This is a genomic window from Pseudomonas sp. MYb327, from assembly GCF_040438925.1.
In the GTDB taxonomy this organism is placed as follows: domain Bacteria; phylum Pseudomonadota; class Gammaproteobacteria; order Pseudomonadales; family Pseudomonadaceae; genus Aquipseudomonas.
The window spans coordinates 5,435,023-5,448,637 of sequence record NZ_CP159258.1 but is presented as its reverse complement, the minus strand read 5'-3'; the positions used below and the strand labels follow the sequence as shown (position 1 = coordinate 5,448,637).

Sequence of the window (13,615 nt, the reverse complement as noted above, 5' to 3'; positions counted from 1 at the left end):
ACTGTGGGAGCGGGCTTGCCCGCGATGAGGCCCGTATGAACAACGCAAATTCATGCTCAAACCATCGCCGCAAAATTCAATCTGAACTGCTGCGGCGTCACCCCCAGCCTTCGGTTGAACACACTGCGCATATGCTGGGCATCTCGAAACCCGCACTGGTACGCCACGGTCTTCAGCGGCGCACTGGTGCTCTCCAGCATCACCCGCGCCGCATCCACCCTCGCCCGCTCGACGAACTCGGCCGGGGTGATTTTCGCTTCCTTGGCGAACACCCTGGAAAAATTACGCGCGCTCATGTTGGCGGCGTTGGCCAGGTCGGCGATGGTCAGGTCGCCGGTGAGATTGGCCAACACATAGTGCTGAACCATCGCCACCGCCGAAGTCGACTCGGCGTGGGGCGTGAGGAACGGACTGAACTGCGACTGTCCGCCCGAGCGCTGGGTGAACACCACCAGCCGTTTCGCAACGCTCAATGCGACTTCCGGCCCATGATCCCGACCCAGCAAGTACAACGACAAATCGATCCCCGCCGTGACCCCCGCCGAGGTAAAGAGCTCGGCATCTTGCACGTACAAGCGATCGGCCTCGACCCGGGTGGTCGGGCATAGCGCAGCCAACGCCGCCGCATCGCCCCAGTGAGTCGTCACCGTCCGCCCTTTCAGCAACCCGGCGCGGGCAAGCATGAACGCGCCGTTGCAGATCGAACCGAAGCGCTGTGCCCGCGCGCAGCCATCACGTAACCAGGCATCGAACACGGCACCGAAGTCCATGAACGGCAACTGCGGACCCCCCGCTACCAGCAGCAAGTCGTAGGCCTGCAATGCTTCGCTGAAATGCAGATGGGCGTTCAGTGACAGGCCGTTGGAACACGCCATCACCCCGCGCTCCACGCCTATAACTTCCAGCTGATAGTGATCCTCAGGGGCGAGGAAGCGATTGGCTTCTGAAAACACGTCCATGGGGCCGGTGACGTCTAGCGACTGGACGCCGGCAAAGACGACGATGGCAACGGTTTTCTGCATGGTTAGAAAGGCCTCTATGGAATCACGCGTACCTGTGGCGAGGGAGCTCATTCGTCACGACCCAACTTAGCCAATCCAGCCCCAACAAGCGAGGTTGGCGCGATATGCACCCGGAATGGCCGGGATCGCAGCCATGGATCGATTGTCCGGTTTCCGGTGGGAGAACAGACTGGATTCCTCAGCGCCGCCCCGGCGTTCACCCCGAGGAATCTCCGATGAGCACCACCATTGCCGGCATCAAAATCCCTGACAGCGCGTTGGCCAAAGCCACCACCGAATACATCCGCGACATCGAATCCGACCTGCTCTATCACCACTCGCGCCGGGTGTTTCTGTTCGGCGCGCTGAGCGGCGAACGCAAGCAACTGGCCTACAACCCGGAACTGCTTTACGTCGGTGCGATGTTCCATGACCTGGGTCTGGTTGATGGCTATCGCAGCGACAACGAACGTTTCGAAGTCGATGGCGCCAACGCGGCGGCAGCGTTCCTCAAGCCTTACGGGTTGAGCGATGACGATATCGAGCAGGTCTGGCTGTCGATCGCCCTGCACACCACGCCGGGCGTTCCGCAACACCTGCGGCCGACCGTGGCGTTGGTGACTGCTGGCGTCGAGATGGACGTGCTGGGCATGGATTACGCGGCGTTTTCCACCGTGCAGCGCGAAGCGGTGGTGCATGCGCATCCACGGGGCGAAGGGTTCAAGGAGTGCATCATCTGTGCCTTTGCCGACGGCTTGCGCCATCGTCCGCAGACCACGTTCGGCAACGTGAAGACAGATGTGCTGGTGGATCAGGAGCCGGGGTTCAAGCCGATGAATTTCGTCGACGTCATCCGCAAGTCTCCTTGGGTTGCGTAAATCCCCTGTAGGAGCCGGCTTGCTGGCGATGGTGTGTCAGTCGAAATCAATGTGACTGATACCCCATCGCCAGCAAGCCAGCTCCTACAGTGTCGGGTTGATCACAAAGATGTGATCAACCCATCAAGCTCAAGCCGCTTCAGGCGCCTGCGCGCGACGCACGTCCGGTTGCTTCCAAGAATCGGCAGCGCTTTCTTCGATGGCTTGCTGGATTGCACGCTTGCGCGCTTCTTCGGCGCGACGGCTGAAGAACCAGACCAAGAAGGTCATCAGCGACACCGCCAGCAGAATCAGGCTGGCCACGGCATTGATTTCCGGCTTCACGCCCAGGCGCACCGCCGAGAACACTTCCATCGGCAGGGTCGTGGAACCCGGGCCCGACACGAAGCTCGCCAGCACCAGGTCATCCAGCGACAGGGCAAACGACATCATGCCGCCGGCACCCAGGGAGGGCGCGATCATTGGAATGGTGATCAGAAAGAACACCTTCCACGGCCGCGCACCGAGGTCCATGGCCGCCTCTTCGATGGACAAGTCCAGCTCACGCAAGCGCGCCGACACCACCACCGCCACATACGCCGCACAGAACGTTGTATGCGCGATCCAGATCGTGACGATGCCGCGCTCCTGCGGCCAGCCGATCATCTGCGCCATGGCCACGAACAGCAGCAACAGCGACAAACCAGTGATTACCTCTGGCATCACCAGGGGCGCGGTCACAAGGCCACCGAACAGCGTGCGACCCTTGAAGTGGGTGATGCGGGTCAGGACGAAGGCAGCCAATGTACCCAGCGCCACCGCCGCAATCGCCGTGTAGCAGGCGATTTCCAGCGAGCGCACCACCGAGCCCATCAGCTGCGTGTTGTCCATCAGGCCGACGTACCACTTGATCGACCAGCCACCCCATACCGTCACCAGTTTCGAGGCGTTGAACGAGTAGATCACCAGGATCAGCATCGGCGCGTAGATGAACAGCAACCCCGCTACCAGCATGAAACTCGAGAAACGGAAGCGCTTCATTCCTTGCCCTCCATCTCTTTGGCTTGGCTACGGTTGAACAGGATGATCGGCACAATCAGGATCGCCAGCATTACCACCGCCAGGGCAGACGCCACCGGCCAGTCACGGTTGTTGAAGAACTCTTGCCAGAGCACTTTACCGATCATCAGGGTTTCCGGGCCGCCGAGCAGTTCCGGGATCACGAACTCGCCCACCACCGGGATGAACACCAGCATGCAGCCGGCGATGATGCCGTTTTTCGACAGCGGAATAGTGATCTTCCAGAAGCTGTTGAACGTGCTCGAACCCAGGTCCGACGCGGCTTCCAGCAGGCTGTTGTCGTGCTTCACCAGGTTGGCGTACAGCGGCAGGATCATGAACGGCAGGTACGAATAGACGACACCGATGTATACCGCGAGGTTGGTGTTGAGGATCTGCAGCGGTTCGTCAATCCAGCCCATGCTCATCAGGAAGCCGTTGAGCAGGCCGTTGTTGCTGAGGATGCCCATCCACGCGTAGACGCGGATCAGGATCGCGGTCCAGGTCGGCATCATGATCAACAGCACCAGCACCGTTTGCAGCTCTTTGCGGGCGCTGGCAATGGCGTAGGCCATCGGGTAGCCAATCACCAGGCAGAGGATGGTGCTGATCAGCGCCATCTTCAACGAGCCCAGGTACGCGGCGATGTACAACTCGTCGTCGCCCAGCATCGCGTAGTTGCCCAGGTTGAGCAGCAACTGCAATTTCTGTTCGGCGTAGCTGTAGATCTCGGTGTACGGCGGGATGGCCACGTCGGCTTCGGCGAAGCTGATCTTCAGAACGATGAAGAACGGCAACATGAAGAACAGGAACAGCCAAATGAACGGAACCCCGATGACCAACTGGCGGCCACCGGGAATTATTCGATTGAGGCGGCGTTTGAATTTGCGCATGTTCATGAGCGAAGTACCACGCCGCTATCGTCTTCCCAGTACACGTAAACCTGGTCACCCCAGGTCGGACGAGCACCACGACGCTCGGCGTTGGCCACGAACGACTGGACGATCTTGCCGCTTGGCAACTCGACGTAGAACACCGAGTGTCCGCCTAGGTAAGCGATGTCGTGGACCTTGCCGCTGGACCAGTTGTATTCGCAGGTCGGCTGGGTCGGAGTGACCAGCAGTTTTTCCGGACGAATCGCGTAAGTCACAGACTTGTCCTGCACCGAAGTGCTGATGCCGTGGCCCACGTAGATCTTCCGGTCGAGGTCCTTGCAGGTGATGATCGCGTGGCCCTCTGCGTCGTCGATCACTTCGCCGTCGAAGATGTTGACGTTGCCGATGAATTCGCAGACCAGGCGGCTGGTCGGGGTTTCGTAGATGTCGATCGGGCTGCCGATCTGGGCGATCCAGCCCAGGTGCATGATCGCAATGCGCTCGGCCATGGTCATGGCCTCTTCCTGGTCGTGGGTCACCATGACGCAGGTTACGCCGACGCGCTCGATGATCTCGACCAGCTCCAGTTGCATCTGCGAGCGCAGCTTCTTGTCCAGTGCGCCCATTGGTTCGTCGAGCAGCAAAAGCTTCGGCCGCTTGGCCAGCGAACGGGCCAGCGCCACACGCTGACGCTGGCCACCGGACAACTGGTGCGGCTTACGCTTGGCGTATTGGCTCATTTGCACCAGCTTGAGCATGTCGGCCACGCGGGCATCGATTTCGGCGGCTGGCAGTTTGTCTTGCTTGAGGCCGAAGGCGATGTTCTGCGCCACGGTCATGTGCGGGAACAAGGCGTATGACTGGAACATCATGTTGATTGGCCGCTCATACGGCGGCATGTCAGTGATGTCTACGCCATCGAGGAAAATGCGCCCCTCCGTGGGCCGTTCGAAACCTGCGAGCATGCGCAGCAAGGTGGACTTGCCCGATCCCGAACCGCCGAGCAGGGCGAAAATCTCGCCTTTCTTGATTTCCAGGGACACATCGTCCACGGCAATCGTCTCGTCGAACTTCTTCGTGACCCGGTCGATTTTGACCAGCACCTGCTTAGGTGACTGGTCGCCCTCGAGGGCTTTCTTATAGGCGCCGGAGGCAACTGCCATTTACGAAACTCCCAGAAAAAAAGAGTGCAGTTCGCTCAAGGTGAGCCAACCTTGGATAGTTTGAGCCTTGAAGCTATTTACCCGACTTGACTTTGGTCCAGCTGCGGGTCATCAAACGTTGAATGTTTGGTGGTAACTCAATGGACACGTAGGTCTTGTCGAGCACGGCTTGCGGTGGATAAACCGCTTCGTCGGTGCGAATGGACTGTTCCATCAGTTTGTCCGACCCCGGGTTAGGGTTGGCGTAGCCGACGTAATCACTGACCTGGGCGATCACCTCAGGTTTCAGCAAATAGTTGATGAACGCGTGAGCCTCTTTGACGTTGGCCGAGTCTTTTGGGATCGCCAGCATGTCGAACCAGAGCGCGCCGCCCTCTTTGGGAATCGAGTAGGCGATGTTCACGCCTTTCTTGGCTTCAGCCGCGCGGTTTCTGGCCTGGAACATGTCGCCAGAGAAACCGATGGCGATACAGATATCGCCGTTGGCCAGATCGGCGATGTATTTGGAAGAGTGGAAGTAAGTTACGTAAGGCCGCACTGCCAGCAACTTGGCTTCGGCCTTTTTGTAGTCTTCAGGGTTGGTGCTGTTGGCATTCAGGCCCATGTAGTTGAGGACCGTCGGCATCATTTCGTCAGCGGAATCGAGGAACGCTACGCCGCAGCTGTGGAGTTTCTTGATGTTCTCCGGTTCGAAGACCACGGCCCAGGAGTCGATCTTGTCGACGCCCAGCACTTCCTTGATCTTGTCGACGTTGTAGCCGATGCCGTTGGTGCCCCACAGGTACGGCACTGCGTACAGGTTGCCCGGATCGTTTTGCTCCAGACGTTTGAGCAACACCGGATCGAGGTTCGAGTAATTCGGCAGTTTGGACTTGTCGAGTTTCTGGAAAGCACCGGCCTTGATCTGTTTGCCAAGAAAGTGGTTGGACGGTACGACCACGTCATAACCGGTACGTCCCGCCAGCAACTTGCCTTCCAGGGTTTCGTTGGAATCGAATACGTCATAAACCGGTTTGATCCCGGTCTCTTTCTGGAAATCGGCCAGGGTGGTCTCGCCGATATAGTCCGACCAGTTATAAATATGCACGGTACCGGCAGCCTGAACATTAACGGCAAGCGTCAACCCGGCAGCGACCAGCATGGCATTGCGCAACATAGAAAAAATAGGCAAGTGGAGGTCCTCTAAAATTAGTTGGGCCCAAGTTGCCCCGCGTGACATGACAGCCGTGGCTGCCTGGCAACAAAACCGGCGCGCAACTTACCCTCGAAAAACCGTTCCAGCAAAACTTTCTGTCATTTAATTAATCCTGTTGCCGCCACCGCGCAGGCAGCGACAACAGGTTATTGCCTCAAACCGGCTTATTTACCGGATTTGATCTTGGTCCAGCTGCGAGTCAGGATCCGCTGGGTGGCGGCCGGCAGGTCGGCAATCGCGTACAGCTTGGCCAGCACGTCTGCTGGTGGATAGATGCCTGGATCGCTGGTGATGTCTTTATCAACCAAAGGCGTGGCAGCCGCGTTACCGTTCGGGAATCGTACGGCGTTGGTGATTTCAGCCATGATTTCCGGCTTCTGCAGGAAGGTCATGAACTTGTAGGCGCCTTCGACGTTTTCGGCATCTTTAGGGATGGCGACCATGTCATAGAAGCTGCCAGCGCCTTCTTTCGGAATGTTGTAGCTGACTTTCACCTTGTCACCGGCTTCAGCCGCGCGGGACTTGGCCTGGTAGATGTCACCCGAGTAACCCACGGCCACGCAGATGTTGCCGTTGGCCAGGTCGGAGATGTACTTGGACGAGTGGAAGTAGGCGATCGAAGGACGGACCTTCATGATCAGCGCTTCAGCCTTGTCGATGTCTTCTTTCTTCTGGCTGTCGGTTGGCAGGCCCAGGTAATGCAGTGCCACCGGAATCATTTCGGTTGGCGAATCGAGCAAGCTGATACCGCACGCCTTCAACTTGGCGGCGTTTTCAGGCTTGAAGATCAGGTCCCAGGAATCGGTCGGTGCGTCGGCACCCAGTGCAGCCTTGACCTTCTCGGCGTTGAAGCCGATGCCGATCGAACCCCACATGTACGGGAAGGCGTGTTCGTTGCCCGGGTCGCTGACCGATACCGCTTTGAGCAGGTCGGTGTTCAGGTTTTTCCAGTTAGGCAACTTGGACTTGTCCAGCGTCTGGTAGACGCCAGCCTTGATTTGCTTGGCCAGGAAGTTGTTCGACGGAACGACGATGTCGTAACCGGACTTGCCTGCCAGCAACTTGGCTTCGAGGGTTTCGTTACTGTCGAAGACGTCGTAGACAACTTTGATACCTGACTCGTCTTCGAACTTCTTGATGGTGTCCGGGGCGATGTAATCGGACCAGTTATAGACGTGCAACACCTTGTCGTCCGCCTGAACCGCACCCGCCATAATGCCCATCAGGGACATGGCGAGGAGTGTCTTGCCAGCAAGCTTTTTTCCTAATGCCTTCATGCGTAATGCTCCAAATTTTTCTTTTTTGAACCACTTTGTTCAGCGGCCGAACCCGGACAACTGGAACCGCGGCTAGTCTGGCAAGATCCGAGGCGGTCTTTCAAGGAAAGGCCAGCCTTTCTGACGGCTCCGAGCGAAAGTTTCATGACTCCCGCTCAGAGCCTAGCACTTAGCCCTGCAACGCACTCAGGGTCAGGTCAAGGCACTTGCGAGCCTTGGTCACCAGCTCATCGATTTCCGCCGGCGAGATCACCAGCGGTGGAGCGATGATCATGGTGTCGCCCACGGCGCGCATGATCAGCCCGTTATCGAAACAGAACTGCCGGCAGATCATGCCGACGCCCTTGCCTTCGTAGCGCTTGCGAGTGGCCTTGTCCTGAACCAGTTCGATGGCCCCCAACAGACCTACTCCACGAACTTCGCCCACCAATGGATGATCGTTCAGTTCCCGCAGACGCTTTTGCAAATACGGTGCCGTTTCGCTGTGAACACGCTCGATAATTTTTTCGTCGCGCATGATGCGGATGTTTTCCAGCGCCACCGCCGCCGCCACCGGGTGACCGGAGTAGGTGAAGCCGTGGTTGAAATCGCCACCCTCGTTGAGCACGTCGACCACTTCGTCCCGCACGATCAGGCCACCCATCGGGATGTAGCCGGAGGTCAGGCCTTTGGCGATGGTCATCATGTCGGGCTTGAGGCCATAGAAATCGGAACCGAACCACTCACCGGTGCGACCGAAACCACAAATCACTTCGTCCGCCACGAACAGGATGTCGTACTTGGCGAGGATTTCCTTGATGCGCGGCCAGTAGCTGTCTGGCGGAATGATCACGCCACCCGCGCCCTGGATCGGCTCGGCAATAAAGGCACCGACGTTGTCGACGCCGATCTCCAGAATCTTCTCTTCGAGCTGATTGGCGGCCCAGACACCGAACTCTTCCGGGGTCATTTCGCCGCCTTCGGCGAACCAGTAAGGCTGGGCGATGTGGACGATGCCCGGGATCGGCAAGTCGCCCTGTTCGTGCATGTAGGTCATGCCGCCCAGGCTCGCGCCGGCCACGGTGGAGCCGTGATAGCCGTTCTTGCGGCTGATGATGACTTTCTTCTTCGGCTGGCCCTTGATCGCCCAGTAGTGACGAACCATACGCAGCATGGTGTCGTTGCCTTCGGAACCGGAACCGGTGAAGAACACGTGATTCATGCCTTCTGGCGCGATGTCGGCGATGGCCTTGGCCAGTTCCAGGACCGGCGGGTGAGCGGTCTGGAAGAACAGGTTGTAATACGGCAGCTCACGCATTTGCTTGCTGGCGGCATCGGCCAGTTCATCGCGACCGTAACCGATGGCCACACACCACAGGCCGGCCATGCCGTCGAGGATCTTGTTGCCTTCGCTGTCCCACAAGTAAACGCCCTTGGCGGTGGTGATGATGCGCGGGCCTTTCTCTTTCAGCTGTTTGAAGTCGCTGAACGGCGCCAGGTGGTGATCATTGCTCAGGGTTTGCCATTCACGGGTTTGCGGGTTGTTGCTGGTCATACGAATCTCCTAAAAAATCCAGGTGAAGGCGCCGTCAGGTGACAACGGCGCCCGGCGCATCAGACGGCAAAAAGCAGGAATTCCCGTTCCCACGAACTGATGACGCGCTTGAAGTTTTCATGCTCGGCCCGCTTGACCGCGACGTAGCCAGTGATGAAATTTTTGCCCAGGTACTTCTCGATGGTTGCGCTGTTTTCCATGCGTTCCAGCGCATCTTCGATGGTCAGTGGCAGGCGCAGGTTGCGGCGTTCATAGCCACGGCCCACCACCGGCGCACTCGGATTCAGGCCTTCGACCATGCCGATGTAACCGCAGAGCAGGCTCGCGGCAATCGCCAGGTACGGGTTGGCATCGGCGCCCGGCAGGCGGTTTTCCACCCGACGGTTTTGCGGCCCGGCATCCGGAACCCGCAGGCCCACGGTGCGGTTTTCTTCGCCCCACTCCACGTTCACCGGTGCCGAGGTGTCCGGCAGGAAGCGGCGGAACGAATTGACGTTAGGTGCGAACAGCGGCAGCAGCTCGGGAATGAGTTTCTGCAAACCACCAATGTGGTGCAGGAACAACTGGCTCATGGTCCCGTCTTCATTGGAGAAGATGTTCTTGCCGGTCTCGAGGTCGATGATGCTCTGGTGCAAGTGCATGGCACTGCCCGGCTCGCCGGTCATGGGCTTGGCCATGAAGGTGGCGGCCACGTTGTGCTTGAGCGCGGCCTCGCGCATGGTGCGTTTGAACACCAGAATCTGGTCGGCCAGGGACAGTGCATCGCCGTGACGGAAATTGATTTCCATCTGCGCCGTGCCGTCCTCGTGGATCAGTGTGTCGAGGTCCAGCTCCTGCAATTCGCACCAGTCGTAGACGTCTTCGAACAGCGGATCAAATTCGTTCGCTGCTTCGATGGAGAACGATTGGCGACCGATTTCCGGGCGCCCGGAACGGCCGATTGGCGGTTGCAGCGGGTAGTCCGGGTCGTCGCTGCGCTTGGTCAGGTAGAACTCCATTTCCGGCGCCACGATCGGCTGCCAACCCCTATCGGAATAGAGTTTCAAAACCTTCTTGAGCACGTTTCGCGGCGACAGCTCGATCGGGTTGCCCTGCTTGTCGTAGGTGTCGTGGATGACGATAGCGGTCGGCTCGATGGCCCATGGCACCAGGTACACCGCACTCTGGTCGGGACGGCAGATCATGTCGATGTCGGCCGGGTCGAGCAGTTCGTAATAGATGTCGTCTTCGACGTAATCGCCGGTCACGGTCTGCAGCAGCACACTCTCTGGCAGGCGCATGCCCTTTTCGGCGATGAATTTGTTGGTCGGCGAAATCTTGCCCCGGGTAATCCCGGTCAAGTCGGCGATCATGCATTCGACTTCTGTGATCTTGTGGTCTTTCAACCAATCGGTGAGCTGGTCGAGGTTGTGACTCATAAATGCCTCTAGGCTTTGAGTTTCCTGGCTCTTGCGAGTCAGGCGATGTTTGACGCATGGGCGTCGCGTTGAAATGCGTGCATGCGACAGGCTATCGTGTTTTTTCCAAACCACGCGGCAAATGCCGGGCGTGCAGAATCGCGAGCGGGGTCCTGAGCGATAGCCAAGCCGCTATAGTGAATCGGTTCTATATTGAATGGAGTAACCCTAAAGGGGGTGCTCTCGCGACCGTCCAGAATATCGGACGGGGACGGCCGATCCATCACGGACGGAAGGATGACCGACAGGCCCGGAGCCTGGGAGGCCACGGCGCGAACAGAAATGTCGCCACTGATGTGATAAGCATTCAGACCGTTCTGCATAGAGCAGTCGGTGACGCCGCTTAACGGCAGGCGAGACATGAAGCACCCCGGTATTATTGCTGTTATGGGTTTGATTCGAGCTTAGCCTTGTTCATTTTTTTACACAACACCCCCGTAAAAAATACAACACGGCCCGCTCAAGACTGCGGACGTCATAGTGCCAAGGGGCATAAAAACGCCCCAAAGTGCCTCAAAAAAGCCACGCGAGCGCTTTTTTAGGGCAAAAAAGGCCTTGCTTGACTTCGGCATGCCGTTCGGGTTGACTGGAATCCGAAGAGATCAATGATTGATATTTTTAACAACAAAGGTGTTGCATCATGTCGGTACCCCCGCGTGCCGTTCAGCTTAACGAAGCGAACGCGTTCCTTAAGGAACATCCTGAGGTTCTGTACGTTGACCTTCTGATTGCGGATATGAATGGTGTGGTGCGCGGCAAGCGCATCGAACGCACCAGCCTCCACAAGGTTTACGAGAAAGGCATCAACCTGCCGGCCTCTCTATTTGCTCTGGATATCAATGGCTCTACGGTGGAAAGCACCGGCCTGGGCCTGGACATCGGTGATGCTGACCGAATCTGCTATCCAATCCCCGACACCCTGTGCAACGAGCCATGGCAGAAGCGCCCGACCGCGCAACTGTTGATGACCATGCACGAACTCGAAGGCGATCCTTTCTTCGCCGATCCGCGCGAAGTGCTCCGTCAGGTTGTTGCAAAGTTTGACGAGCTGGGCCTGACCATCTGCGCCGCATTCGAACTCGAGTTCTACCTGATCGACCAGGAAAACGTGAACGGCCGTCCACAGCCGCCACGCTCGCCAATCTCCGGCAAACGCCCGCACTCGACACAGGTCTACCTGATCGACGACCTCGACGAATACGTCGACTGCCTCCAGGACATTCTGGAAGGTGCGAAAGAGCAAGGCATCCCGGCCGACGCCATCGTCAAGGAAAGTGCCCCGGCGCAGTTCGAAGTGAACCTGCACCACGTCGCCGACCCGATCAAGGCCTGCGACTACGCGGTACTGCTCAAGCGCCTGATCAAGAACATCGCCTACGACCATGAAATGGACACCACCTTCATGGCCAAGCCTTACCCAGGCCAGGCAGGCAATGGTTTGCACGTCCACATCTCGATTCTCGATAAAGAAGGCAAGAATATTTTTGCCAGCGAGGATCCCGAGCAGAACGCCGCGCTGCGTCACGCGATCGGCGGTGTGCTCGAGACCCTACCGGCGCAGATGGCTTTCCTCTGCCCGAACGTTAACTCCTACCGTCGTTTCGGCGCACAGTTCTACGTGCCGAACTCGCCGTGCTGGGGCCTGGACAACCGCACCGTGGCGATTCGCGTACCGACGGGTTCGTCCGATGCCGTGCGTATCGAACACCGCGTGGCCGGCGCCGACGCTAACCCGTACCTGCTGATGGCTTCGGTTCTGGCGGGCGTGCACCATGGCCTGGTCAACAAGATCGAGCCTGGCGCACCGGTGGAAGGCAACAGCTACGAGCAGAACGAGCAAAGCCTGCCGAACAACCTGCGCGATGCATTGCGTGAGCTGGACGACAGCGAAGTCATGGCCAAGTACATCGATCCGAAATACATCGATATCTTCGTGGCCTGCAAGGAAAGCGAGCTGGAGGAGTTCGAACACTCCATCTCCGACCTGGAATACAACTGGTACCTGCATACCGTGTAAGCGGTTGCAGAAAAAAGAACGCCGCCGGCTTCACAGCCAGCGGCGTTTTTTTTATGGCCAACACTAAACCTGTGGCGAGGGCAATGTTCCACTCCTGGGATATGGAACATTTGCCCGCTCTGCGTACAATGCCCCCCTGCCCCGCAGGAGACTCCAATGACGCGCACCGCCACCCTTCGCAAACCCCGCGCACGCAGTCAGGCGCGGATCGATTCGATCCTTGATGCCGCCCGCACGCTGCTGGCCGCCGAGGGCGTGGCCAGTCTGTCGATCTACAGTGTCGCCGAGCGCGCGGAAATTCCGCCCTCCTCCGTCTACCACTTTTTCGCCAGCGTCCCGGCCTTGCTCGAAGCCTTGACCGCCGATGTCCACGCCGCCTTCCGCGCCTGCCTGCAAGCGCCCATCGACCATCACGCCCTCGGCGGCTGGCGTGATCTGTCGCGACTGGTGGAGCAGCGCATGCTGGCGATCTACAGCGAAGACGCCGCCGCACGCCAATTAATCCTCGCCCAGCACGGTCTGACCGAAGTCACCCAAGCCGACCGCCAGCACGACATCGAACTGGGCGACCTGATGCACAAGCTGTTCGACCATCACTTCGAGTTGCCGAAGCTGCCGGGTGATGTCGATGTGTTTGCGTTGGCGATGGAATTGGGTGACCGGGTTTATGCGCGCTCGGTGCAGCAGCACGGACAGATCACGCCGCGCATGGCGGAGGAAGGGATGCGGGTGTTTGATGCATACCTGGGCTTGTACTTACCGCCCTATCTGCACAAGCGCGCTGAACCTGCCTGATTTTTATCCGCCTCTCCGGCCCCATCGCGAGCAGGCTCACTCCCACAGTGGATTGGTGTTGAACACAAATTGTGTGGCCAACCCAAAACCCTGTGGGAGTGAGCCTGCTCGCGATGGTCGCGGCGCGGTCTCACTGTCTTTCCACGCCCTTACAACTTGGCGATCGACACCTCGGTGGACTTCACGAACGCGATCACTTCACTGCCCACAACCAGTTCCAGCTCTTTCACCGAACGGGTGGTGATGACCGAAGTAACGATGCCGGAAGCCGTCTGCACGTCGATTTCCGACAGCACGTCGCCAAGAACGATTTCCTTGATCGAGCCTTTGAACTGGTTGCGTACGTTGATGGCTTTGATAGTCATGATGTTGATTCCTGTCGTTG

General features: G+C 58.5%; 13 protein-coding genes. 3 read left to right on the top strand and 10 right to left on the bottom strand.

All coding sequences use genetic code 11. The features are described from left to right. Positions 1-56: 56 nt before the first annotated feature. Entirely contained in the window at positions 57-1,022 is a 966-nt protein-coding gene (locus tag ABVN21_RS24605; RefSeq protein ID WP_339552653.1) for a DJ-1/PfpI family protein, read from the bottom strand. A gap of 215 nt (positions 1,023-1,237) precedes the next feature. On the opposite strand from ABVN21_RS24605, the gene ABVN21_RS24600 reads away from it, so the two are divergent. Next, positions 1,238-1,879, top strand: a complete 642-nt coding sequence (locus ABVN21_RS24600) for an HD domain-containing protein (RefSeq protein ID WP_339552652.1) — start codon at positions 1,238-1,240, stop codon at positions 1,877-1,879. 129 nt (positions 1,880-2,008) lie between these two features. Here ABVN21_RS24600 and ABVN21_RS24595 read toward each other — a convergent pair whose 3' ends face one another. The 8 genes from ABVN21_RS24595 to ABVN21_RS24560 form a co-directional block, all read right to left on the bottom strand. Further along, positions 2,009-2,899, bottom strand: coding sequence for an ABC transporter permease subunit (locus ABVN21_RS24595; RefSeq protein ID WP_034147615.1), 891 nt, complete (start codon positions 2,897-2,899; stop codon positions 2,009-2,011). Further along, positions 2,896-3,777: an ABC transporter permease subunit gene (locus tag ABVN21_RS24590; RefSeq protein WP_339552689.1), complete on the bottom strand. Its 882-nt coding sequence runs from the start codon at positions 3,775-3,777 to the stop codon at positions 2,896-2,898. Before ABVN21_RS24590 ends, ABVN21_RS24595 begins: the two co-directional genes overlap by 4 nt. Positions 3,778-3,812: 35 nt before the next feature. Then, positions 3,813-4,955 (bottom strand): polyamine ABC transporter ATP-binding protein, encoded by a 1,143-nt coding sequence (potA, locus tag ABVN21_RS24585; RefSeq protein ID WP_339552651.1) that lies wholly within the window; start codon positions 4,953-4,955, stop codon positions 3,813-3,815. A gap of 73 nt (positions 4,956-5,028) precedes the next feature. After that, entirely contained in the window at positions 5,029-6,126 is a 1,098-nt protein-coding gene (locus tag ABVN21_RS24580; RefSeq protein ID WP_339552650.1) for a polyamine ABC transporter substrate-binding protein, read from the bottom strand. 188 nt (positions 6,127-6,314) lie between these two features. Beyond that, positions 6,315-7,427, bottom strand: a complete 1,113-nt coding sequence (locus tag ABVN21_RS24575; RefSeq protein ID WP_339552649.1) for a polyamine ABC transporter substrate-binding protein — start codon at positions 7,425-7,427, stop codon at positions 6,315-6,317. A gap of 169 nt (positions 7,428-7,596) precedes the next feature. Continuing rightward, positions 7,597-8,961, bottom strand: a complete 1,365-nt coding sequence (locus ABVN21_RS24570; protein WP_339552648.1) for an aspartate aminotransferase family protein — start codon at positions 8,959-8,961, stop codon at positions 7,597-7,599. Positions 8,962-9,020: 59 nt separating this feature from the next. Next, complete coding sequence (locus ABVN21_RS24565; RefSeq protein ID WP_339552647.1) at positions 9,021-10,379, bottom strand: glutamine synthetase family protein; 1,359 nt, start codon at positions 10,377-10,379, stop codon at positions 9,021-9,023. 38 nt (positions 10,380-10,417) lie between these two features. Continuing rightward, positions 10,418-10,780 (bottom strand): glutamine amidotransferase, encoded by a 363-nt coding sequence (locus ABVN21_RS24560; protein WP_339552646.1) that lies wholly within the window; start codon positions 10,778-10,780, stop codon positions 10,418-10,420. Positions 10,781-11,058: 278 nt separating this feature from the next. Between ABVN21_RS24560 and ABVN21_RS24555 the strand changes: the two genes are divergently transcribed. Together ABVN21_RS24555 and ABVN21_RS24550 are read left to right on the top strand one after the other, a co-directional pair. Next, positions 11,059-12,435, top strand: a complete 1,377-nt coding sequence (locus ABVN21_RS24555; protein WP_126367464.1) for a glutamine synthetase family protein — start codon at positions 11,059-11,061, stop codon at positions 12,433-12,435. A gap of 156 nt (positions 12,436-12,591) precedes the next feature. After that, entirely contained in the window at positions 12,592-13,230 is a 639-nt protein-coding gene (locus tag ABVN21_RS24550) for a TetR/AcrR family transcriptional regulator (protein ID WP_339552645.1), read from the top strand. A 149-nt stretch (positions 13,231-13,379) separates the two neighbouring features. Here the strand turns inward: ABVN21_RS24550 and ABVN21_RS24545 are convergent, their stop codons facing one another. Then, complete coding sequence (locus ABVN21_RS24545; RefSeq protein WP_003229256.1) at positions 13,380-13,595, bottom strand: TOBE domain-containing protein; 216 nt, start codon at positions 13,593-13,595, stop codon at positions 13,380-13,382. Positions 13,596-13,615: the final 20 nt, after the last annotated feature.

What these genes read in the sequence shown, in the direction of transcription:
- ABVN21_RS24560 (WP_339552646.1), bottom strand. Translation starts at nt 10,780, where the DNA reads ATGTCTCGCCTGCCGTTAAGCGGCGTCACCGACTGCTCTATGCAGAAC.
- ABVN21_RS24565 (WP_339552647.1), bottom strand. Translation starts at nt 10,379, where the DNA reads ATGAGTCACAACCTCGACCAGCTCACCGATTGGTTGAAAGACCACAAG.
- ABVN21_RS24605 (WP_339552653.1), bottom strand. Translation starts at nt 1,022, where the DNA reads ATGCAGAAAACCGTTGCCATCGTCGTCTTTGCCGGCGTCCAGTCGCTA.
- potA (WP_339552651.1), bottom strand. Translation starts at nt 4,955, where the DNA reads ATGGCAGTTGCCTCCGGCGCCTATAAGAAAGCCCTCGAGGGCGACCAG.
- ABVN21_RS24595 (WP_034147615.1), bottom strand. Translation starts at nt 2,899, where the DNA reads ATGAAGCGCTTCCGTTTCTCGAGTTTCATGCTGGTAGCGGGGTTGCTG.
- ABVN21_RS24600 (WP_339552652.1), top strand. Translation starts at nt 1,238, where the DNA reads ATGAGCACCACCATTGCCGGCATCAAAATCCCTGACAGCGCGTTGGCC.
- ABVN21_RS24550 (WP_339552645.1), top strand. Translation starts at nt 12,592, where the DNA reads ATGACGCGCACCGCCACCCTTCGCAAACCCCGCGCACGCAGTCAGGCG.
- ABVN21_RS24570 (WP_339552648.1), bottom strand. Translation starts at nt 8,961, where the DNA reads ATGACCAGCAACAACCCGCAAACCCGTGAATGGCAAACCCTGAGCAAT.
- ABVN21_RS24575 (WP_339552649.1), bottom strand. Translation starts at nt 7,427, where the DNA reads ATGAAGGCATTAGGAAAAAAGCTTGCTGGCAAGACACTCCTCGCCATG.
- ABVN21_RS24545 (WP_003229256.1), bottom strand. Translation starts at nt 13,595, where the DNA reads ATGACTATCAAAGCCATCAACGTACGCAACCAGTTCAAAGGCTCGATC.
- ABVN21_RS24555 (WP_126367464.1), top strand. Translation starts at nt 11,059, where the DNA reads ATGTCGGTACCCCCGCGTGCCGTTCAGCTTAACGAAGCGAACGCGTTC.